The organism is Faecalibacterium tardum, from assembly GCF_040096515.1.
Classification (GTDB): domain Bacteria; phylum Bacillota; class Clostridia; order Oscillospirales; family Ruminococcaceae; genus Faecalibacterium; species Faecalibacterium tardum.
In genome coordinates this window covers 206,755-230,616 of record NZ_JBBMEO010000002.1, presented here as the reverse complement: position 1 = coordinate 230,616, position 23,862 = coordinate 206,755, and the positions used below count along the sequence as shown (strand labels likewise).

The following is a 23,862-nucleotide window of genomic DNA, read 5'->3' as shown; positions in this document are numbered from 1 at the left end:
GTTTAAATCAACATGATCCCACACGAATACATCGAGGAGCTTACCCGCCGCACCGACATCGTGGAGCTGGTGGGCAGCTATGTGCAGCTCAAGCGCAAGGGACGTCTGTACGGCGGTCTGTGCCCCTTTCACAGCGAAAAAACGCCGTCCTTCTATGTGTACCCGGACACCCAAAGCTTTTACTGCTTCGGCTGTCAGGCAGCCGGAGATGCCATCAGCTTTGTCAAAAAGATCAACAACATCAGCAGCGGCGAAGCTATCAAGATGCTGGCTTCCCGCGCCGGTATGCCGGAGCCGCAGGAGGACGACAAGACCGGACGCCTGCGCAGCCGGGTGCTTTCTATGAACAAGGAGGCGGCCCGCTTTTTCCACGCCTGCCTGAACTCTACCGTGGAGGAGGCGCGGCAGGCGCGCGCCTACTGGCGGCGGCGCGGGCTGGACGATAAGACCATCGTCCGGTTCGGGCTGGGCTATGCCCCCAACGACGGGCAGGCACTGTACCAGTACCTGCGGGATAAGGGCTACAACCAGCAGGAGCTGGACGCCAGCGGTCTGTTCAAGCGTAGTCCCTCCGGCCGCATCTACTGCCTGTTCTGGAAGCGCGTCATGACCCCCATCTTTGACCTGCGCGGCAATATCATTGCCTTTGGCGGGCGCGTGATGGACGACTCCAAGCCCAAATACGTCAACAGCCCGGAAACGCTGGTCTACCACAAATCCGAGACGGTGTTTGCCATGCAGATCGCCAAGCGCAGCGCCTCCCGGCGGTTCGTGCTGTGCGAGGGCTACATGGACGTCATCAGTATGCAGCAGGCGGGCATTGATACCGCCGTCTGCGCCTGCGGCACCGCGCTGACCCCCGGGCAGGTGCGCATCATCAGCGAATATGCCGACGAGGTCATTCTGAGCTATGATTCGGATGAGGCCGGTCAGAAGGCGACCCTGCGCTCGCTGGAGCTGTTCCGCAACAGCCCGGTAAAGGTGGGCGTTTTGCAGATCCCCGGTGCAAAGGACCCGGACGAGTATATCAAAAAATATGGCCCGGAGCGCTTTCAGGCGCTTCTGGATGGGGTGGGCAACGCGCTGGACTTCCGGCTCAAGCGCCTGCGGGATCAGTATGATCTCTCGCAGGACGCGCAGCGTCTGCAATATATAAAGGATGCTGTGGAGATGCTGGCCGAGCGCTCCAACCCCACCGAGCAGGAGGTGTACGCCGGACGGCTGGCAGAGGAAACTAATATTTCCAAAACCGCTATTCTGGCGCAGCTGGGCACCGCAGCAAAGCGGGCGGGCGGCAAGTATCGCCGGGAGAAAAACCGCGAGCTGCTGCGCTCCGGCGAGATGAATCAGATCAAGGTACCATACAGCGCAGGCGGCAGTCAGGCGCTGGGCATTGCCAGTGCCCAGCAGCGGCTGCTGGCAGCCATCCTGCGGGAGCCGCGCTATCTGGAACTGGCCAAACAGCAGCTGACGGCGGAGCAATTCATCCAGCCGCAGCAGAAGGAATTATACGAAGCAATGCTCAATTGCAGCCGGGAGGGCGTGGAGCTCAGCCTGACGGCACTGCGGGCATTTGCAAGCGAAGAAGCATTGAATGAACTGAGCCGACTTGCGGCACAATACAGCGATGTGAACTGCACCCCGGAGGATATCCATCTGTATCTGGACAGGATCGCCCGGGGGATGCCGGTCGCAAGCAAAGCTGCTGCAATGTCCGGCGATGAGATCACACAGTATCTTCAGTCGATGCGCGAAAAAAAGCAGGGGACGCTGCCCGAACAAGACTGATCCCTGTTTTCCCTCCGGCTGGAGCTGGAGAGAAAAGGAGCAGGAATCATGCAGAAATTGTCGCAAACGGAAGAACTTGCCCGCAGCCTTGCCGCAAAGGCTCGCCGTCACACCCTGACCCCGGAGCAGATCAGCCGCGCCATGGAGGAAGCGGATTTCGATGTTGCACAGCTGGATGAACTCTACGCTGCGCTGGAACAGCGGGGCGTTCATCTGGCAGAGGAGGAGCCTGCCGAGCTGCCTGTGCTGGATGATGTCCAGATCGGCAGGCTGGAAAATGAGCTTTCCTCGGAGGGTGTGGCGCTGGATGACCCGGTCAAGACCTATTTAAAGGAGATCGGCCGGGTGCCGCTGCTGACCGCTGGGCAGGAGATGGCGCTGGCAAAGGCCGCCCGGGCAGGGGATGCAGATGCCCGCCGCGCTTTGAGCGAGGCAAATCTGCGGCTGGTGGTATCGGTAGCCAAGCGCTACGCCGGGCGGGGACTGCCTTTTTTGGACCTGATTCAAGAGGGCAACCTCGGCCTGATGAAGGCGGCGGAAAAGTTTGAGCCGGAGCGGGGTTTCAAGTTCTCCACCTACGCAACGTGGTGGATCCGCCAGTCCATTACCCGCGCCATTGCGGATCAGGGACGCACCATCCGCATCCCGGTGCATCTGGTGGAGAGCATCAACCGGGTCAAGAAAACAGCAGGCGACCTGTTGCACAAAAACGGGCGGGAACCCACCGTGGAGGAGATCGCCGCCGCACTGGATATGGAACCGGACAAGGTGCGGGAGCTGCTGCAACTGTCGCAGGAGCCCATCAGTCTGGAAACGCCGGTGGGGGAGGAAGAGGACGCTCATCTGGAGGACTTTATTCAGGACGAGGATGCCGGTGTCCCGGTAGACGAAGCCGGGCGTCAGCTGCTGCGGCGGGAGCTGCTGCACGTCCTCAAAAGCCTGACACCCAGGGAGGAGCGGGTCATCACTCTGCGCTTTGGTCTGGAGGATGGCCGTGCCCGCACGCTGGAAGAACTGGGCAAGGAGTTCAATGTGACCCGGGAGCGGGTGCGGCAAATTGAAGCAAAGGCGCTGCGCAAGCTACGCCACCCCAGCCGCGCAAAGCTGCTGCGGGATTATCTGGACGAATGAGCATTCTATATGGATAGGACAAGACTGCCGCACGGCATTTTGTGCGGCGGTCTCTTTTTTTGCAGCAGGAAAGTGCAAAAGTCACACTTCCGGGCACAAGAGTAAAGATAGACAAATTGCACAAGGGGTTTATGAACAGGAACGTGCAAAATAAAAAAATCAAGTACTTGGAAGATAAACGGATACACGCTGCCGGGTGTGCGAAAACAAAACGAAAATTAAATTTATTTCAGCAAAAAACTGAAAAATGGCTTGACAACAGGACTTTTTGGGTGTATACTGCGTTAGTATCACATAATGGACTAGTGCGCCAAAAAAGGAACAGCGATGGCTGCCGCTTGAGGGGGTGCCCCGAAAAGTTTGTGCAAAACGCCGGAACGTTCCGCAGGACGCGGGTCGAATTATGTGTGTCTGCTCAAATTTGACCCGTGTATACGACATCCCGTAGAATATAAAAGTAAGGAGTGGTTGATTTTATGATGAAAGTCAAGCCCGTTAAGCTCGGCAAAACCGAGCGCATGAGCTTCTCCCACATCGACGAAGTCATCAGTATGCCGAACCTGATCGAGGTGCAGAAGAACTCGTATCAGTGGTTTCTGGATGAAGGCCTGAAGGAGGTCTTTCACGATATCGGCACCATTGAGGACTACACCGGCAATCTGGCACTGAGCTTTGTGGACTTCCGGCTGGATAAGGAGCCGAAGTACAGCATCAAGGAGTGCAAGGAGCGCGACGTTACCTATGCAGCCCCCCTGCGCGTCACCGCCCGTCTGCTGAACAAGGAGACCGGCGAGGTGAAGGATCAGGAGATCTTCATGGGCGACTTCCCCCTGATGACCGACGCAGGCACCTTTGTCATCAACGGTGCTGAGCGTGCGATCGTCAGCCAGCTGGTCCGCTCTCCCGGTGTGTTCTACGGCCATGCTAAGGATAAAGTCGGCAACGACCTGTATAGCGCCACCATGAACCCCAACCGCGGTGCATGGCTGGAGTACGAGACCGATGCCGCCAACGTGTTCTATGTCCGTATCGACAAGAACCGTAAGCTGCCCGTCACGGTGCTGTGCCGTGCGCTGGGTCTGTCCACCAACGAGGATATCCTGAACTACTTCGGCGAGGACGAGCGCATTCTGGCTACGCTGGAAAAGGATACCACCAAGAACCGCGAGGAAGGTCTGCTGGAAGTCTACCGCAAGCTGCGCCCCGGCGAGCCTCCCACGGTGGAGTCCGCTACCAGCCAGATCGATATGCTGTTCTTCGATCCGCGCCGGTACGACCTGTCCCGTTTCGGCCGCTATAAGATGAATAAAAAGCTGTCTCTGGCACGCCGCATCATGAACTATGTGGCAGCAGAGAACGTGGTGGATCCCTTCACCGGCGAGATCCTCGTCGAGGCTGACAAGAAGATCGACCGCAAGCTGGCTGAGCAGATCGATGCCGCCGGCGTGGATCTGGTGGTGCTGAAGATCGATGATCCCATGAAGGATAAGCCCCACAAGGTCAAGGTCATCACCAACGGCTGCGTGGACGCACAGGCCATCATCGACAACTACTACCCCGCATTCAAGGGTGTGGATGTCAAGGAGTGCGGCATCAACGAGCGCTGCAACCTCAAGGAACTGCGCAAGATCCTTGATAACGCTTCCAGCGCCGAGGAGGTCATGGAGAGTCTGAAGAAGGATCACGACCTGCTCATCGGCCGTACCGTCACCATCGACGACATCCTGTCTTCCATCAACTATCTGAACGATCTGGGCTACGGCATCGGCACCACCGATGATATCGACCATCTGGGCAACCGCCGTATCCGCAGCGTGGGCGAGCTGCTGCAGAACCAGTTCCGCATCGGCTTCTCCCGTATGGAGCGTGTCATCCGTGAGCGCATGACCCTGCAGAGCCAGGATCAGAGCGTTATCACTCCGCAGGCACTGATCAACATCCGTCCTGTGGTGGCAGCTATCAAGGAGTTCTTCGGCTCCTCTCCGCTGTCTCAGTTCATGGATCAGAACAACCCTCTGGCTGAGCTGACCCACAAGCGCCGTCTGTCTGCTCTGGGCCCTGGCGGTCTGAGCCGTGACCGCGCAGGCTTCGAAGTCCGCGACGTTCATTACAGCCACTATGGCCGTATGTGCCCCATCGAGACCCCTGAAGGCCCCAACATCGGTCTGATCTCCTATCTGGCATCCTACGCCAAGATTAACGAGTACGGCTTCGTGGAGGCTCCCTACCGCAAGGTCAAGAAGATCTACGACGAGAACAACAACCTCATCGAGCAGGTCGTCACCGACGAGGTGGAGTATATGACCGCCGATGTGGAGGACGAGTACGTTGTGGCACAGGCCAACGAGCCGCTGGACGAAGGCAAGCACTTCATCCGTCCCCGTGTGTCTGCCCGCCGCCGCGACGAGATCTTGGAAATCGACGCAGAGAAGGTCGATTACATGGACGTTTCTCCGCGTATGATGGTTTCTGTTGCTACCGCCTGCATTCCCTTCCTGGAGAACGACGACTGTAACCGTGCTCTGATGGGTTCTAACATGCAGCGTCAGGCAGTGCCTCTGATGGTCACCCAGCAGCCCATCGTTGCTACCGGTATGGAGTACAAGGCTGCTACCGACTCCGGCACCGCTGTGCTGGCTAAGAGCAACGGCATTGTGGAGAAGGTCGATGCCGACCACATTGTCGTGCGCAACGAGCAGGGCGCTCTGGAGGATTACTCTCTGATCAAGTTTGCCCGCTCCAACGCAGGCACCTGCATCAACCAGCGCCCCATCGTGGAAGTGGGCGAGAACGTCACCGCCGGTCAGGTGCTGGCCGATGGCCCCGCAATGCGCAACGGTGAGATCTCTCTGGGTAAGAACGCCCTGATCGGCTTCATGACCTGGGAGGGCTACAACTACGAGGACGCCGTTCTGCTGAACGAGAAGATCGTGCGTGAGGACGTGTACACCTCCATCCACATCGAGGAGTACGAGACCGAGAGCCGCGATACCAAGCTGGGACCCGAGGAGATCACCCGCGACATCCCCAACGTTTCTGAAGATGCCCTGAAGGATCTGGACGAGCGCGGCATCATCCGCATCGGTGCCGAGGTCAAGAGCGGCGACATTCTGGTTGGTAAGGTCACCCCGAAGGGCGAGACCGAGCTGACCGCTGAGGAGCGCCTGCTGCGCGCCATCTTCGGCGAGAAGGCCCGCGAGGTGCGCGACACCTCTCTGCGTGTGCCCCACGGCGCATACGGCATCATTGTGGATGTCAAGGTCTTTACCCCGGAGAACAGCGATGAGCTGCAGCCCGGTGTGCGCGAGGTCGTCCGCTGCTATATCGCCCAGAAGCGTAAGATCAGCGTCGGCGATAAGATGGCAGGCCGTCACGGTAACAAGGGTGTCGTTTCCCGCATCCTGCCGCAGGAGGATATGCCCTACCTGCCCGACGGCACTCCGCTGGACATCGTGCTGAACCCGCTGGGCGTGCCTTCCCGTATGAACATCGGTCAGGTGCTGGAAGTCAACCTCGGCTACGCTGCCAAGGCCTGCGGCATCAAGGTCATGACCCCCGTCTTTGACTCTGCTCGTGAGAACGACATCGGCGATACCTTTGATACCGCCCGCGAGATGTGGCACGGCGAGAATGCTCCCGCATATCCCACCAAGCTCCCCAAGATCATGGGCGAGAAGGGTCACATCATTGACTTCTCCAAGATCGAGCTGGATCGTGACGGCAAGACCACCGTTTACGATGGCCGTACCGGTGAAAAGTTCGATAACCGCGTTACCGTTGGTTATATGTACTACCTCAAGCTGCATCACCTGGTCGATGATAAGATCCACGCCCGCTCTACCGGCCCCTACTCTCTGGTTACCCAGCAGCCTCTGGGCGGCAAGGCTCAGTTTGGCGGCCAGCGCTTCGGCGAGATGGAGGTCTGGGCACTGGAGGCTTACGGTGCTGCTTACACCCTGCAGGAGATCCTGACTGTCAAGTCCGATGACGTGGAGGGCCGTGTCAAGACCTACGAAGCCATCGTCAAGGGCGAGCCCATCCCGCAGCCCGGCATCCCCGAGTCCTTCCGCGTTATGCTGAAGGAACTGCAGTCTCTGGGTCTGGACGTGATCGTGCAGGACAAGGACGGCAACGAGATCGACATGCGCCAGAACTTCGATGACGAAGAGACCGGCTTTGATATGCGTGATGTTGCCGGCACCGAGACTGTGGTGCAGGAGAGCGAACTGACCGATTATAACATCAAGGACGCCGATGCAGGTTTCGATGATCCTTCTGTGCTGGAGGATGATAACTCCGGTGCTGAGGCTCCGGCTGCTTCTGACGAAGTAGATTTCTGATCTGGATACTGAACACAGCCTTTGCCCCTTGGCCGCGTGCTGCGGCAGGGGAGAAGTGCTTGTGATCCTGCAACAGAAAAGCCGCCTGTATCATCGAGACAACTAGAGATTAAGAAAGGGTTCGTTTCATGGAAAACAACGTTTTCGATTCCATTAAAATCGGCCTTGCCTCCCCGGAGCAGATCCGCGCTTGGAGCTACGGCGAGGTCAAAAAGCCCGAAACCATCAACTACCGCACCCTGAAGCCGGAGCGTGACGGCCTGTACTGCGAGCGCATTTTTGGACCTACCAAGGACTGGGAGTGCCACTGCGGCAAGTACAAGCGTATCCGTTACAAGGGCAAGGTGTGTGATCGCTGCGGCGTCGAGGTCACCAAGGCCAAGGTTCGCCGTGAGCGTATGGGTCACATCGAGCTGGCCGCTCCTGTGAGCCACATCTGGTACTTCAAGGGCATCCCCAGCCGCATCGGCCTGATGCTGGACATCAGCCCCCGCCTGCTGGAAAAGGTGCTGTACTTTGCAAGCTATATCGTCACCGATCCCGGTCTGACCCCGCTGGACAAGAAGCAGCTGCTGACCGAGAAGGAATACCGCGAAATGCGCGATCGCTACGGCGACGAGTTCGAGGCTGCTATGGGCGCCGAGGCTGTCCAGACCCTGCTGAAGGAGATCGATCTGGATCAGCTGAGCGCTGAGCTGACCGCCGAGGTAGAAAAGTCCTCCGGCCAGAAGCGTGTGCGTATCCTCAAGCGTCTGGAAGTTGTCGAGGCTTTCCGCATCTCCGGCAACCGCCCCGAGTGGATGGTCATGGATGTGCTGCCTGTGCTGCCGCCTGACCTGCGCCCCATGGTCCAGCTGGATGGCGGCCGCTTTGCCACCTCCGATCTGAACGACCTGTACCGCCGCGTCATCAACCGCAACAACCGTCTGCGCCGTCTGCTGGAGCTGGGCGCTCCCGACATCATCGTGCGCAACGAGAAGCGTATGCTGCAGGAGGCTGTGGACAGCCTGATCGACAACGGCCGCCGCGGCCGTCCGGTCACCGGCCCCAACAACCGCGCACTGAAGAGCCTTTCTGATCTGCTGAAGGGCAAGCAGGGCCGTTTCCGTCAGAACTTGCTGGGCAAGCGTGTTGACTACTCCGGCCGTTCCGTTATCGTTGTCGGCCCTGAGCTGAAGATGGATCAGTGCGGTCTGCCTAAGGAAATGGCTCTGGAGCTGTTCAAACCCTTTGTCATGAAGGATCTGGTGGAGAAGGGCATTGCCAACAACATCAAGTCCGCCCGTAAGATGGTCGAACGCGCAAAGCCCGAAGTCTGGGACAGCCTTGAGACCGTCATCAAGGGTCATCCCGTGCTGCTGAACCGTGCACCTACCCTGCACCGTTTGGGCATTCAGGCCTTCAACCCCGTGCTGGTGGAAGGCCGTGCCGTCAAGCTGCACCCGCTGGCCTGTACCGCATTCAACGCCGACTTCGACGGCGACCAGATGGCAGTCCATCTGCCCCTGAGCGAGGATGCCTGCCGTGAGGCCAAGATGCTGATGTTGGCTTCCGGCAACCTGCTGAAGCCCTCTGACGGCGCACCTGTTACCGTGCCTACGCAGGATATGATTCTGGGCAGCTACTACCTGACCACCGTCCGCGAGAACGACGAGGGCGCAGGCAAGGTGTTCCGTGATGAGAACGAGGTTCTGATGGCTTACGCCGAGCACGTCATCACCCTGCACGCACCCATCAAGGTGCGCCGCACCATGACCATTGACGGTGTGGAGCGCACCGGTCTGGTGGATGCCACCGCCGGCCGCATCATCTTTAACAATCCTATTCCCCAGAATCTGGGCTATGTGGATCGTACTGATCCCGAGCACTGGCTGGAGTATGAGGTCAGCTTCCGCGTGACCAAAAAGACCCTGCCTGAGATCATCTCCCGCTGCATGACCCGCAACGGCACCCGCAAGTGTGCTAAGATGCTGGATGCCATCAAGGCACAGGGCTATAAGTACTCCACCCTGTCCGCAATCTCCGTGGCTGTGTGCGATGCTGTGATCCCGCCCCAGAAGCAGGAACTGATCGCTGAGGCTGACAAGGAGATCGCCAAGGTCGGCAAGCTGTTCAACCGTGGTCTGATTTCGGATAACGAGCGTTACAACAAGACCATCGATATCTGGCAGAAGACCACCGATAAGGTCTCTAAGGCTCTGGCAGACAACCTGCCCAAGGACAACGAGATCTATATGATGGCAGACTCCGGTGCTCGTGGTTCTATGAACCAGATCAAGCAGCTGGCTGGTATGCGCGGCCTGCTGGCAAACACCGCCGGTCACACCATCGAGATGCCCATTCGTGCAAACTACCGCGAAGGTCTGAATATTCTGGAATATTTCGTTTCTGCCCGTGGTGCTCGTAAGGGTCTGGCCGATACCGCTCTGCGTACCGCCGACTCCGGTTACCTGACCCGCCGCATGGTCGATGTTTCTCAGGACGTCATCGTCCGCGAGATCGACTGCGGCACTACCGATGGCCTGTGGGTCTCTGAGATCCACGAGGGCAAGGAGAAGATCGAGAGCTTCCGCGAGCGTTTGATCGGCCGTTTTGCCGTGGGCGATGTGGTCAACCCCATCACCGGCAAGGTCATCGTGCCCGAGGGCAAGATGATCGACCTGTACGATGCCAACGAGATCGAGGCAGCCGGCATCACCCGCCTGAAGATCCGCAGCCTGCTGACCTGCCGTGCAAAGACCGGTGTCTGCGCACGCTGCTACGGCTCCGATATGGCCAACGGCGAGCCGGTTCGTCTGGGCGAGTCTGTCGGTGTTATCGCCGCAGAGTCCATCGGCGAGCCCGGTACTCAGCTGACCATGCGTACCTTCCATACCGGCGGTATCGCATCTGCCGAAGATATTACACAGGGTCTGCCCCGTGTTGAGGAGCTGTTCGAGAGCCGCCGTCCCAAGAGCATGGCTATCATGAGTGAGATCTCCGGTGTGGTCTCTCAGGACGACACCAAGAAGAACGTGGTCATCAAGGTCACCGGCAAGGACGAGAACGGTGCAGAGGAAGTCAAGAGCTACTCCATCCCGTTCACCCAGCATGCCCGCGTGATGCCCGGCGACCGTGTGGAGAAGGGCGACATCATCACCCGTGAGGGCGTGCTGTACCCGCAGGATATTCTGGCCATCAAGGGTCTGGAGGACGTGCAGAACTACCTGATCAACGAGGTCCAGAAGGTCTACCGTCTGCAGGGCGTTGAGATCAACGATAAGCATATCGAAGTCATCGTCCGTCAGATGTGCCGCAAGGTGCGCGTGACCGACTCCGGCTCCTCCAACCTGATCGGCGGTGCTCTGGCAAGCCGTCTGGAGGTGGAGAACATCAATGCCGAACTGCAGAAGCGCATTGATGCAGGCGAAGAGGGCCTGAAGCTGGTGGAGTACCAGCAGGTGCTGCTGGGCATCACCAAGGCTGCTCTGGCTAACGACTCCTTCCTGTCCGCTGCATCCTTCCAGGAGACCACCCGCGTGCTGACCGAGGCCGCCATCAAGGGCAAGGTCGACCCGCTGTCCGGTCTGAAGGAGAACGTCATCATCGGTAAGCTGATCCCCGCCGGTACCGGTCTGCCGGAGGTGCGTGAGGATCTGAAGAACCGTGAGGCTGAGCGCGACGCCGAGATCGCAGCCGAGCTGGCTGCCTCCGCACAGTAAGCGCAGCATCCGTCAGGATCTGATCCGTTAAACAAAACCGCTCCGTGGGCGAAAGCCTACGGGGCGGTTTTTGCGTGCAAAAGCGGCACAGCAGGGGAGGGGAAAGGCATATTTTCTGCCGAAAACTGCCCAAAAGAAAAAATCTGGAATAAATACAAAAAAATTTGCAAAAACTGTTGACATCCGGCTGCAAAGCGGGTATTATATAACTGTTGCGCGTCCCTCATGGGGATAGTGCGGCAAAAAAGTCGGAAAATGCTTCCGATGTTCATCATTAAGAAAGGAGAAACAAAATGCCTACTTTTAACCAGCTTGTACGCAAAGGCCGTGAGGTCCTGACTACCAAGAGCACCGCTCCCGCTCTGCAGAAGACTTATAACTCTCAGAAGAAGCAGTACTCTGATCTGAGCAGCCCCCAGAAGCGTGGTGTCTGCACTGCAGTTCGTACCATGACCCCCAAGAAGCCTAACTCTGCTCTGCGTAAGGTTGCTCGTGTCCGCCTCACGAATGGTATCGAGGTCACCTCTTACATTCCCGGTATCGGCCATAACCTGCAGGAGCACTCCGTCGTGCTGATCCGTGGCGGCCGTGTTAAGGACCTGCCCGGTGTGCGTTACCACATCATCCGTGGTACCCTGGATACTCAGGGTGTGGCAGGCCGTAATCAGGCCCGCTCCAAGTACGGCGCAAAGCGTCCTAAGGCCGGTGCTGCAAAGAAGTAATTGAGGACAACCGCCATAAACGGCTTTCCTTTATATAAATAACAAGTCCGCTTAAAAGCGGAGGGTAACGGTTTATGTAAGGTCAGCTCTTTGTGACACAACGGGAGTTTTATTACTTTCGAGTACCGATGATATCATTCTGTGAAGGAGGGAAGAAAGATGCCTAGAAGAGGTAACATTGCTAAGCGCGATGTCTTAGCTGATCCTATTTACAATTCCAAGATGGTCACCCGTCTGGTCAACAGCGTCATGCTGGATGGCAAGAAGGGCGTCGCTCAGAAGATCGTTTACGAAGCTTTCTCCATGATTCAGGAAAAGACCGGCAACGATCCTCTGGAGACTTTCGAGAAGGCGATGGAGAACATCATGCCCAGCCTCGAGTGCAAGACCCGCCGTGTTGGTGGCGCTAACTACCAGGTTCCCCTGGAGGTCAGCCCCGCTCGCCGCGAGACTCTGGGTCTGCGCTGGCTGACTGCCTACAGCCGCACCCGTGGTGAGAAGACCATGGCACAGCGTCTGGCTGCTGAGATCATGGATGCTGCCAACAACACTGGTAACGCCGTGAAGAAGCGTGAGGACACTCACAAGATGGCAGAAGCTAACAAGGCTTTCGCACATTTCCGTTATTGATCTGTTCTGTAGGAGGTTAATTTCATGGCTACACCCAGAGAAGTTTCTCTTCAGATGACGAGAAATATCGGCATTATGGCTCATATCGATGCCGGCAAGACGACCACTACCGAGCGTATCCTGTACTACACCGGTATCAACCATAAGATCGGTGAGGTCCACGATGGCGGTGCCACCATGGACTGGATGGTTCAGGAGCAGGAGCGTGGTATCACCATCACTTCCGCTGCTACCACCTGCTACTGGTCTCACTCCGAGACCCAGAAGGATCCGGTTGCGTTCAAGAAGAATCGTCACCGCATCAACATTATCGACACTCCGGGCCACGTGGACTTCACTGTTGAGGTTCAGCGTTCTCTGCGTGTTCTGGACGGTTCTGTGACCGTTCTGGCCGCAAAGGGTGGTGTCGAGCCTCAGTCTGAGACCGTTTGGCGTCAGGCTGATGAATACAAAGTCCCCCGTATGGTGTACGTCAACAAGATGGATACCATGGGTGCTGACTTCTTCCGCTGCATCAAGATGCTGCATGATCGTCTGCACGCCAACGGCGTGGCCATCCAGCTGCCGATCGGTCAGGAGGATACCTTCCGTGGTATCGTTGACCTGGTCGATATGAACGCTGAGGTCTACTACGATGACATGGGCAACGATATGCGTACCGAGCCCATTCCCGAGGATATGCGTGAGCAGGCTGAGGAGTATCACAACATCCTGATCGAGGCTGTTGCTGAGAACGACGAAGAGCTCATGGAAAAGTACCTTGAGGGCGAGGAAATCACCCGTGCCGAGCTGAAGGCTGCGATCCGCAAGGAGACCATCGCTAACACGCTGGTTCCCGTTGTCTGCGGTTCTTCCTACAAGAACCGCGGTGTGCAGAAGCTGCTGGACGCTATCGTTGACTATATGCCCGCTCCTACCGATGTCCCTGACATCAAGGGCGTGAATCCCGAGACTGAGGAAGAGGAGACCCGTCCGTCTTCTGACGACGCTCCCTTCGCAGCTCTGGCTTTCAAGATCGCTACCGACCCGTTTGTTGGTAAGTTGGCATACTTCCGTGTGTACTCCGGTAAGGTTGAGGCAGGTACTACTGTTTACAACTCCGTGAAGGACAGCAAGGAGCGTATGGGCCGCATCCTGCAGATGCACTCCAATCACCGCAAGGATATCGACTGCTGCTACGCAGGTGATATCGCTGCTGTTGTTGGTCTGAAGAACACCACCACTGGTGATACTCTGTGTGATGAGAATCATCCCATCATTCTGGAGTCCATGAAGTTCCCTGAGCCCGTTATCCGCGTTGCTATTGAGCCTAAGACCAAGGCTGGTAACGAGAAGATGGGCATCGCGCTGGCAAAGCTGGCCGAAGAGGATCCGACCTTCAAGACCTACACCGATGAAGAGACCGGCCAGACCATCATTGCTGGTATGGGCGAGCTGCATCTGGAGATCATCGTTGACCGTCTGCTGCGTGAGTTTAAGGTCGAGGCAAACGTGGGTGCTCCCCAGGTTGCTTACCGTGAGACTATCCGCAAGGAGGCCAACCAGGAGACCAAGTACGCACGTCAGTCCGGTGGTAAGGGCCAGTACGGTCACGTTAAGATCAAGATCGAGCCCAACGAGCCCGGTAAGGGTTACGAGTTCGTCAACGCCATCGTTGGCGGCGCTATCCCGAAGGAATACATCCCTGCTATCGACAACGGTATTCAGGGTGCTATGAAGTCCGGCGTTCTGGCAGGCTATCCTGTTGTTGATGTCAAGGTCACCCTGTGGGATGGTTCTTATCATGAGGTCGACTCCTCTGAAATGGCCTTCTCCATCGCTGGTTCTATGGCATTCAAGGATGCTATGCGCAAGGCTGATCCCATCATCACCGAGCCCATCATGAAGGTTGCTGTTATCGTTCCCGATGAGTATCTGGGCGATGTTATCGGTGACCTGAACGCCCGCCGTGGTCAGATCCAGGGCATGGAGGCTATGGCCGGTACCCAGCGTGTCAACGCATTTGTGCCTCTGGCTCAGATGTTCGGCTACGCTACCGACCTGCGTTCCAAGACTCAGGGTCGTGGCCAGTATGTTATGGAGCCCTCTCACTACGAGCCGGTTCCCAAGAACATTGCTGACCAGATCATTGCTGGCCGTACCAAGGGCTAAGCGCTGTAAAGCATAAGAATTTTGCCGGGGTAGTGTAACTCCGGCAAAATTTCCTGTAAAAGCACTTGATTTTACAGGGCAAATTTAGTAGAATAGCCTTGCAGTGCAATGTCTGCATTTTGCAGGGTTGTTGTAACCAATATCAAAACCTAAATTAAGGGAGGATATTCCAATGGCTGAAAAGGCAAAGTTCGACCGTTCTAAGCCGCATGTTAACATCGGCACCATCGGTCACGTTGACCACGGCAAGACCACTCTGACCGCTGCTATCACCAAGTACCTGGCTCTGAAGGGTGATGCAGAGTTCATGGACTACGCTAACATCGATAAGGCTCCTGAGGAGCGTGCTCGTGGTATCACGATCAACTCCGCTCACGTTGAGTACCAGACCGAGAAGCGCCACTACGCTCACGTTGACTGCCCGGGCCATGCTGACTACGTTAAGAACATGATCACCGGTGCTGCTCAGATGGACGGCGCTATTCTGGTCGTTGCTGCTACCGATGGTCCCATGCCCCAGACCCGTGAGCACATCCTGCTGGCTCGTCAGGTCGGCGTGCCCTATATCGTTGTGTTCATGAACAAGTGCGATATGGTCGACGACGAAGAGCTGCTGGATCTGGTCGAGATGGAGATCCGTGAGCTGCTGACCGAGTATGACTTCCCGGGCGACGACACCCCGATCATTCGTGGTTCCGCTCTGAAGGCTCTGGAGGCTCCCAACGATCCCGAGGATCCTGCTTACGCTTGCATCAAGGAGCTGATGGATGCTGTTGACTCCTACATCCCCAACCCGGATCGTGAGGAGGATAAGCCCTTCCTGATGCCCATCGAGGATGTCATGACCATTTCTGGCCGTGGTACCGTTGCTACCGGTCGTGTTGAGCGTGGTATCGCCAAGGTTGGCGACGCTATGGAGATCGTCGGCATCAAGCCCGATCGTCTGAACACCACCATCACCGGTCTGGAGATGTTCCGTAAGTCTCTGGACTTCGCTGAGGCTGGCGATAACATCGGCGCTCTGCTGCGTGGTGTTGATCGTACCCAGATCGAGCGTGGCCAGGTTCTGGCTAAGCCCGGCACTGTGCACCCCCACAACGTCTTTGAGGCTCAGGTCTACGTCCTGACCAAGGACGAAGGCGGCCGTCACACTCCCTTCTTCTCCAACTATCGTCCTCAGTTCTACTTCCGTACCACTGACGTGACCGGCATCATCACCCTGCCCGAAGGCACCGAGATGTGCATGCCCGGCGATAACGTCATGATGCACGTTGAGCTGCTGACCCCCGTTGCTATGGAAGAGGGCCTGCGTTTCGCTATCCGTGAGGGTGGCCGTACCGTTGGTTCCGGCGTTGTTGGCAAGATCATTGAGTGATTTTGTCCTTGAATGTAAGTTCCAAGGCTAACTAGCAATTTATAAAGACCTTCCCGTTCCGGAGAGCGGGAAGGTCTTTTTGTTTGTTTATGGCAGTTACAAACGGCTTTGTTTCACAGCTCCTTTACCGGGTCAGGGTGTTATAGCAGTCTGCAAAGGCCTGCAGAAAGCCGGTCACTTCCTCCTTTGTGGTAAGGTGGCTCAGGCTGATGCGCCAAGAGGAAAGGGCGTTGCGCCGATCCTGACTGACCGCCAGCACTGCCCGGGAGGGCAGTCCGTCGGACGAACAGGCAGATTTGACCGAGACGCACACCCCGCGTGCGTCCAGCTCCCGCTGGAATACGGTGCCCTTTACGCCCTGCACACTCAGGTTTAAGATATGCGGCACAGCGTTTGCCGGGCTGTTGATGCGCACTTTTGGATAGCGGGAAAGTTCTGCACGCAGTCGATCGTTCAGACTGCGGACGGTTGCGGCGCGGACGGGAAGTTCCGCAGTAGCCTTTTCCAAGGCCAGCGCCAGCGAGCAGGCAAGGGCTACGGTAGGTGTGCCGCTGCGGTAGGGGGTAGTGCTCTCTCCACCATGAATGAGGGGCGGCAGTGCCAGTCCCAGCCGTTTTACCAGTACACCGATGCCGTTGAGCCCGTAAAACTTATGGGCTGTCAGGCTCATGGTGTCCACGCCCTCAAACTGTACGGGAATTTTCCCCACAGCCTGCGTGGCGTCCACATGGAAACGACAGTTGGGATACGCCTTTAAAAGCTCTGCAATTTCCGCAATGGGCTGCACCACGCCCAGTTCGCTGTCCACGGCAGTCACAGCCACCAGCACAGTGTCCGGGCGCAGCCGGTTTTTCAGGTCTGCAAGGTCTACCGTGCCGTCCGAACAGATGTCCAGCAGCTCCACCTCGTACCCCTGCTTTTGCAGGGCTTCCAGACTGCCGCTGACGGACGAATGCTCCAGCGGAGTAGAGAGGATGTGCCTGCCTGCCGCACGCCCCAGCGCCGCCAGCCCCTTTACAGCAAGGTTGTTGGCTTCGCTTGCGCCGGAGGTGTAGATGATGCCCGCAGGCGGTGCGCCCAGACAGCGGGCGATGCTGCGGGTCGCCTCGTTTATAGCGGCTTTCGCGGCAGTACCTGCCTGATGGTGGGCGTTGGCGTTGCCCGGGTAACGCCGCTCCGCTTCGCAGAAGCATTGCAGCACCGCCTCGTCCACGGGGGTGTTGGCAGAGTAATCCAGATAGAGCATAGAGCCTCCTGTAATATCAACATATTATGATAGTAGGAAATAAGAACAGGCTCTATTATAGGCCATTCCGTTCCAAAGCGCAACCCCCGCAGCCCGAAGCGCGGTGCAACGGGCAAGAAAAAGCTGTCAACACCTTGCTGGAAAGCCCAAAATCTGCTATACTTATCAAAAAGGCTGCGGCGCCGCTGCTGCCTTGCCGGAGCGGTTCCGGTTGTTGGAAGGAACACAAAAAGAAGGGGAGGAGCACAATGTTTAAGTGTGAGCGACTGCATAGCGGTTTCTTTCCCATTTTTGTGTGGAGGTCTTGTTCCTGAAATTCAGAGGCACTGCTGTTTCAACGGCAATGCCTCTTTTTTTGGGAATAACAGTACAGGAGGTTTTCTATGAGCGAAAAGATCGATTACTCCAAGGGCGTATATGACGCCAAAAAGCTGGGCACCGGCCGGATGTTCATTCTGGGTGTGCAGCACATGTTTGCCATGTTCGGTGCAACGGTTCTGGTGCCGCTGCTCACCGGCCTGAGCGTTTCCACCACTCTGCTGTGTGCCGGTCTGGGCACCCTGCTGTTCCACCTTATCACCAAAAAGAAGGTGCCTGCATTCCTCGGCTCCTCCTTTGCGTATCTGGGCGGCTTTTCCATCGTGGCTCCCATGCTGGCTGATGCCAATGGCAACTTGACCGTTGCCAACACCAAGATGCTGCCCTATGCCTGCGCTGCCGTTGCATTCTCGGGTCTGGTCTATCTGGTGGCCAGCCTGCTGATCTCCACTTTTGGCATCCGCCGCATCATGAAGTTCTTCCCGCCGGTGGTTACCGGCCCCATCATCATCTCCATCGGCCTGATCCTTGCCCCCTCTGCCATCACCAACTGCCAGTCCAACTGGCTGCTGGCCTTTGTGGCGCTGGGCACTGTCATCGTGTGCAACATTTGGGGCAAGGGTATGGTCAAGATCCTGCCCATTCTCATTGGTGTGCTGGTCTCCTACGCTGTGGCACTGGTCACCGGCGCAGTGGACTTCCAGAAGATCTCCGAGGCCGCTTGGCTGGGCATCCCTCTGCACAAGGAGGCTATGGGCCTGTTTGCCATTGACGGCAGCCCGGAGTTCATCAGCGCGCTGTTCACCATCATCCCCATCGCACTGGCTACCATGATGGAGCACGTCGGCGATATCGCCGCCATCAGCGCCACCGTCGGCCACAACTATATCAACGACCCCGGCCTGAACCGCACCCTGATGGGCGATGGTCTGGCCACCACCATGGCTGGTCTGCTGGGCGGCCCCGCCAACACCACCTACGGCGAGAACACCGGCGTGCTGGCGCTGAGCAAGATCTACGACCCGCTGGTCATCCGCATTGCAGCTGTGCTGGCCATCATCCTGAGCTTCAGCCCCAAGTTTGAGGCCGTCATCAACACCATTCCCACCGGCATCATCGGCGGTATCAGCTTTGTGCTGTACGGCATGATCTCTGCCATCGGCGTGCGCAACGTGGTGGAGAACCGCGTGGACTTCACCAACAGCCGCAACCTGATTGTTGCCGCCGTCATTCTGGTGTGTGCACTGGGTTTCAACTCTGTGGGCGGCGTTGGCTTTACCGTTGGCAGCGTCACCATCAACCTGTCCGGTCTGGCTGTGGCTGCTATCGCAGGCATTCTGCTCAACGCCATCCTGCCCGGCAACGACTACGAATTTGACGCCACTGCCGGTACCGATGCTGCTACCAGCGGCAACCTGCAGGTCTGATTCCGGTAATGCGCCCAGTTTTCTGCAGTGGAATTTGGGCATTCTGCCAGATTTTAATAAATAGGAATAATTCTTAAAAATACACTTGACTAACTAGGAATTATTCGCTATAATAGAGCCATGGAAAGGGAAGTGCACAAAGCACAAAACTTCTTTCCATGGCTCTTTCTATACCCGGCAGCGCGGCTGCCCCGCATAGAAACAACAGGCGGGTGGTTCCGTCCTGTATCATTTTTAACAGATCGAATGGAGGTAAATTCTTATGAAGAAATACGTTTGCACCGTTTGTGGTTATATCGCTGAGGGTGAGATCCCCGCTCAGTGCCCCGTTTGCAAGGCTCCCGCTTCCGCTTTTGTGGAAAAGACCGGTAACACCTACGTCACCGAGCATGTTGTTGGCATCGGCAAGGCAGAGGGCGTGCCGCAGGAGATCGTGGATGGTCTGCGCGCTAACTTTGAGGGCGAGTGCAGCGAGGTCGGCATGTACCTGGCTATGGCTCGCGTGGCAGAGCGTGAGGGCTACCCCGAAATCGCCGAGGCCTACAAGCGTTATGCTTACGAAGAAGCTGACCACGCATCCCGCTTTGCAGAGCTGCTGGGCGAGGTCGTGACCGACAGCACCAAGAAGAACCTGATGATGCGTGCCGAGGCCGAGTGCGGTGCTTGTGCCGGTAAGATGGATCTGGCCAAGAAGGCTAAGGCTCTGAATCTGGACGCCATCCACGACACTGTCCATGAGATGGCAAAGGACGAAGCTCGTCACGGCCGTGGCTTCGAGGGCCTGCTGAAGCGCTACTTCAACACCGAAGTCTGATAAGGGTTCCCCGGTTATCTATGCTGCCCGCTGCAAGGACATTCTGCCCTGCAGCGGGCTTTTTGTGTTTCAATCGTGGTGACGACTTCTTTCGTAAAAATGAGATCTTAAAGATGCGCAAAGCGAACGCGGCGCGCATTCAAAATCGTACTGCTACAAAAAAGGCAGCTGCGCAGAATACGCGCAGCTGCCTTTTTTGCATTTGTGGTGCTGATACCCTTACTGGATGCCGGTAACAGGATAATCCTGTGCTTCCACGGCCTTCTTCAGCACCTCATCGTCCACTTCAGCGTTCAGGGTAACGATGGCGGTACCGGCTTCATGGCTGACAACAGCCTCGTCCACCTGCGGCAGAGCCTCCAAAGCCTTCTTGACGCGGGCTTCACAGTGAGGGCACATCATACCTTCTACGGTCAGGGTCTTTTTCATAACGATCTTCTCCTTGTAAGTTGTATCTTCCTCCGCTGCGGGCTGCACAAGGGCAGCAGGCAGGGCAGGGACGTGTTTGGGCGGGTGGTCACGCTTTGCGCTGTGCAGGTCAAACAGGTTCAGCCGCAAGGCGTTGCTCACCACGCAGAAGCTGGAAAGGCTCATGGCAGCTGCGCCGAACATGGGGTTCAGCGTCAGCCCCAAGGGAATGAACACACCGGCTGCCAGCGGGATGCCGATGATGTTGTAGATAAATGCCCAGAACAGGTTTTCGTGGATGTTGCGCAGGGCAGCACGGCTCAGCCGGATGGCGGCGGGCACGTCCGACAGCTTGGAGTTCATCAGTACCACGTCCGCAGCGTCAATGGCTACATCCGTGCCTGCACCGATGGCAATGCCGGTGTCAGCGCGGGTCAGGGCAGGGGCATCGTTGATGCCGTCGCCCACCATAGCCACCTTGCCGTACTTCTGCAGCTGCCGGATAACAGCCTCCTTGCCCTCCGGCAGCACCCCGGCGATCACCTTGTCCACCCCGGCCTGTCGGCCAATGGCCTCGGCGGTGCGCTGATTATCGCCGGTCAGCATCACAACCCGGATACCCATATTCCGCAGCTCCCGGATGGCCTGCGGGCTGTCCTCCTTGATGGTATCTGCCACTGCGATAACGCCCAGCAAACGACCTGCGCCGCCAAAGAAGAGGGGCGTTTTACCCTGAGCGGCCAGTGCGGCAGCCTCAGTTTGCAGCACAGCGGGGATAGAGACCTTTGTGCCAATAAAAGCAGCGTTGCCGCCAAAGATCTCCTTGCCTTCCAGCGTGGCGGCAAGGCCGTTGCCTGGCAGGGCAGTAAAATCGGTAACAGAGGGCAGCTCCAGCTGCTTTTCCTCCGCATAGGCCAGCACTGCCCGCGCCAGCGGGTGCTCGCTGCGACCCTCCAGCGCGGCGGCCAGCGTGAGCAGCTCGGTCTCGGTCACGTCCGCAGCGGGCAGAAGGTCGGTGACAGTGGGCTCGCCGCAGGTGATGGTGCCGGTCTTGTCCAGCGCTACGATGCGGGTGCGCCCGGCTTCTTCCAGCGCCGCAGCGGTCTTGAACAGGATGCCGTTCTTCGCGCCTAAACCGTTGCCAACCATAATAGCCACCGGCGTTGCCAGACCCAGCGCACAGGGGCAGCTGATGACCAGCACCGAGATGCCCCGTGCCAGCGCGTAGCCCACATCCCGCCCCAGCAGCAGCCAGACAAGGGTAGTGACCACTGCAATGCTGATGACCGCAGGCACGAAAAAGCCGGATACGGTATCTGCGATCTTTGCAATGGGGGCTTTGGTGGCAGCGGCATCGCTGACCATGCGGATGATCTGCGCCAGTGTGGTGTCCTCGCCCACGCGGGTGGCGCGGCACTGCAAATAACCGGACTGGTTGGTGGTGGCGGCGCTTACCTTATCGCCCGTGGCCTTGTCCACCGGGATGCTTTCGCCGGTCAGGGCGCTCTCGTTCACGGCACTGCTGCCTTCCAGCACAATGCCGTCCACCGGGATGTTCTCGCCCGGACGCACCACAAAGATGTCCTCTTTCTGCACCTGTTCAATGGGCACGGTCACCTCAGCACCGTCCCGCAGCAGGGTGGCGGTTTTGGGGGCAAGCTTCATCAGGCTCTTGAGTGCATCGGTGGTCTTGCCCTTGGAGCGTGCCTCCAGCATTTTGCCCACCGTGATGAGGGTCAAAATCATGGCGGCAGACTCAAAATAGAACTCCATCATGTAGTGCATGACTAGTTCTTCGTTGCCGTGCAGCTGCGCATCAGTCATGGCAAACAGGGCGTAGGTGCTCCACACAAAGCTTGCCATCGAGCCCATAGCCACCAGCGTATCCATGTTAGGGGAGCGGTGCACCAGCCCTTTGAAGCCGTTGATGAAAAACTTCTGGTTGATCACCATCACGATGCCCGCCAGCAGCAGCTGTACCAGCCCCATGGCGATGTGGTTGCCGTCAAACCAGCGGGGCAGCGGCCAGCCCCACATCATGTGCCCCATGGAAAAGTACATCAGTACCAGCAAAAAGCCCAGCGAGGCGATAAGCCGCCGTTTCAGCTTGGGTGTTTCGTGGTCGGCAAGCGCGTCCAGCTCTGCGCTGGTACTGGCCGCTGCGGCAGCCTTTTTGGGGCTTGCACCGTAACCGGCCTGCTCTACGGCACGGATAATGGCGGAATCTTCTGCTGTGCCTTCTACGCCCATAGAGTTTGTCAGCAGGCTTACCGAACAACCGGTGACGCCCGGCACACTCTTTACGGCCTTTTCTACCCGAGCAGAGCAGGCCGCGCAGCTCATGCCGGTAACATTGAATTGTTCCATTGCTTTTTCTCCTTGTGGTCAGTCTGCCCGGCGGGCGGTCATTTCATCAGCTTGGGCAGCAGCCGGAGCAGTTCTTCCAGCTTTTCGTTGCTGCCGGCACGCAGGTCGTCCGCCACACAGCTGCCGATATGCTGCGCCAGCAATTCCCGGGAAAAGCTGTTCAGCGCCGCATTGGCTGCAGCCACCTGTACCAGAATATCCACGCAGTAGGCGTCCTTTTCCAGCATTCCGCGGATGCCCCGCACCTGCCCTTCAATGCGGTTCAGCCGGTTGAGCAGGGCTTTGTATTCCTCTTGGCTGCGCTCTTTGTGACGGCAGCAGCAGGGGACAGTGGTATCTGACGCAGTGTCTGCTTCCGGCGTATCAACGCAGCAGCAACAGTGCTTTTTGGTCTCTTCCATACGGGAAACACTCCTTTCATAAACCCCCGTGGGGTATATTTTCTTGCAACAGCAGTATAGCACATAATATCCGACAATTCAAGTAGGAAATCAAGAATAAATGGTGCTGCAAACAAAAAATGGTTCAGAAACGCCGCAGGTGTTTCTGAACCATAAATTTAAAAGTAAAATACCGCTGAACATGGCCAGAGCGCACGCGGAGGCCATTCAAAACCGTTGCACATAAGAAAACGAGGGAAGCCCTGCAGGCTTTCCCTCGTTAAAAATACTTACTTTACTTCCAGAATGCGCGGTGCAAACAGGCTCCACATCTTGCCCCACCAGTACCAGTCGTGGGAGACGTCACCGCCCCAGATCTCCAGATGTGCGGGCATACCCTGATCCTTCAGCAGATCAGCCAATGCCTGTGTGTCATCCAGTGCATCGCCCTCGTAGGCACCCTGACCGGCACAGAGGATCAGGCAGTTCTCTTCTGCCTTGGTCAATGCCAGCTTGTTGGCAATGCCGTTCTCCTGCAGATAGGCAAGGGGAGAGCAGCGCAGCACCATGTCATCACTGTCGGTGCCCCAGAAGCGGGTCAGGTCGTAGATGCCGCCCATGCCCACAGCACCGGCAAACAGGGTGGGACGACGCAGGCGGCAGTGGACGGCGTGGTAAGCGCCCAAGTCCACTCCGGCAGTCCAGATCCGGGTGCCCTTTTTGGCGTTGTTCAGGGTCAGAATGCGGGGAGCCAGCTCAGCGGTCAGGTAGACGAAATACTTCTCCTGCAGCTCGGCACGGCGGCGCTGGGGCAGATCACCGTTCAAAAGGCCCTCGCCGTCCACGGCATCCGCGCAGAACAGCTGCACCTTGCCCTCGTTCAGCAGCTGGGCAATGGCATCGGGCATCCCATTATTCTCCCAGTCGTAAAAACGGCCGCCGCGGGCGGGCAGTGCCAGCACCGGCACACCGGCATGGCCGTACACCTTAAACTCCATCTCACGGCCAAGAACCGTGCTCCACTCTTTGTAATAGGTACCCTGGATCATAAATCAAGCACTCCT

The 23,862-nt window shown here is 57.5% G+C and carries 14 protein-coding genes; 10 read left to right on the top strand and 4 right to left on the bottom strand.

Annotated elements, in window-relative coordinates; translation table 11 throughout:
* Nucleotides 1-12: 12 nt before the first annotated feature.
* From dnaG to tuf, 8 genes are all read left to right on the top strand, one after another.
* On the top strand, nt 13-1,788 hold the full coding sequence (gene dnaG, locus WMO44_RS03330) for a DNA primase (protein ID WP_349151736.1): 1,776 nt from the start codon (nt 13-15) through the stop codon (nt 1,786-1,788).
* A 48-nt stretch (nt 1,789-1,836) separates the two neighbouring features.
* Nucleotides 1,837-2,919, top strand: a complete 1,083-nt coding sequence (gene rpoD / locus WMO44_RS03325) for an RNA polymerase sigma factor RpoD (protein WP_349151735.1) — start codon at nt 1,837-1,839, stop codon at nt 2,917-2,919.
* Nucleotides 2,920-3,395: 476 nt separating this feature from the next.
* The gene (rpoB, locus tag WMO44_RS03320; protein WP_349151734.1) at nt 3,396-7,259 is read left to right on the top strand and encodes a DNA-directed RNA polymerase subunit beta; all 3,864 of its coding nucleotides are present in this window, start codon (nt 3,396-3,398) and stop codon (nt 7,257-7,259) included.
* Between the two features lie 128 nt (nt 7,260-7,387).
* Entirely contained in the window at nt 7,388-10,960 is a 3,573-nt protein-coding gene (rpoC, locus tag WMO44_RS03315; protein ID WP_349151733.1) for a DNA-directed RNA polymerase subunit beta', read from the top strand.
* Nucleotides 10,961-11,253: 293 nt separating this feature from the next.
* Complete coding sequence (rpsL, locus tag WMO44_RS03310) at nt 11,254-11,682, top strand: 30S ribosomal protein S12 (RefSeq protein WP_005926182.1); 429 nt, start codon at nt 11,254-11,256, stop codon at nt 11,680-11,682.
* 159 nt (nt 11,683-11,841) lie between these two features.
* Nucleotides 11,842-12,312 carry a 30S ribosomal protein S7 gene (rpsG, locus tag WMO44_RS03305; RefSeq protein ID WP_005926179.1) on the top strand — a complete coding sequence of 157 codons (471 nt, stop codon included), beginning with the start codon at nt 11,842-11,844 and terminating at the stop codon, nt 12,310-12,312.
* A gap of 24 nt (nt 12,313-12,336) precedes the next feature.
* Entirely contained in the window at nt 12,337-14,463 is a 2,127-nt protein-coding gene (gene fusA / locus WMO44_RS03300; RefSeq protein WP_097774838.1) for an elongation factor G, read from the top strand.
* Between the two features lie 172 nt (nt 14,464-14,635).
* Entirely contained in the window at nt 14,636-15,838 is a 1,203-nt protein-coding gene (gene tuf / locus WMO44_RS03295; protein WP_055184522.1) for an elongation factor Tu, read from the top strand.
* 124 nt (nt 15,839-15,962) lie between these two features.
* Here the strand turns inward: tuf and WMO44_RS03290 are convergent, their stop codons facing one another.
* Nucleotides 15,963-17,084 (bottom strand): cysteine desulfurase family protein, encoded by a 1,122-nt coding sequence (locus WMO44_RS03290; RefSeq protein WP_349151732.1) that lies wholly within the window; start codon nt 17,082-17,084, stop codon nt 15,963-15,965.
* Between the two features lie 383 nt (nt 17,085-17,467).
* On the opposite strand from WMO44_RS03290, the gene WMO44_RS03285 reads away from it, so the two are divergent.
* On the top strand, nt 17,468-18,829 hold the full coding sequence (locus tag WMO44_RS03285) for a uracil-xanthine permease family protein (protein ID WP_055184518.1): 1,362 nt from the start codon (nt 17,468-17,470) through the stop codon (nt 18,827-18,829).
* A gap of 262 nt (nt 18,830-19,091) precedes the next feature.
* Entirely contained in the window at nt 19,092-19,643 is a 552-nt protein-coding gene (locus WMO44_RS03280) for an NADH peroxidase (protein ID WP_005926148.1), read from the top strand.
* A gap of 219 nt (nt 19,644-19,862) precedes the next feature.
* Here the strand turns inward: WMO44_RS03280 and WMO44_RS03275 are convergent, their stop codons facing one another.
* The 3 genes from WMO44_RS03275 to WMO44_RS03265 form a co-directional block, all read right to left on the bottom strand.
* Nucleotides 19,863-22,418, bottom strand: a complete 2,556-nt coding sequence (locus WMO44_RS03275; RefSeq protein WP_349151731.1) for a heavy metal translocating P-type ATPase — start codon at nt 22,416-22,418, stop codon at nt 19,863-19,865.
* Nucleotides 22,419-22,456: 38 nt separating this feature from the next.
* Nucleotides 22,457-22,819 carry a metal-sensing transcriptional repressor gene (locus WMO44_RS03270; RefSeq protein ID WP_349151730.1) on the bottom strand — a complete coding sequence of 121 codons (363 nt, stop codon included), beginning with the start codon at nt 22,817-22,819 and terminating at the stop codon, nt 22,457-22,459.
* 269 nt (nt 22,820-23,088) lie between these two features.
* Nucleotides 23,089-23,847 (bottom strand): esterase family protein, encoded by a 759-nt coding sequence (locus WMO44_RS03265; RefSeq protein WP_349151729.1) that lies wholly within the window; start codon nt 23,845-23,847, stop codon nt 23,089-23,091.
* Between the last annotated feature and the right edge of the window lie 15 nt (nt 23,848-23,862).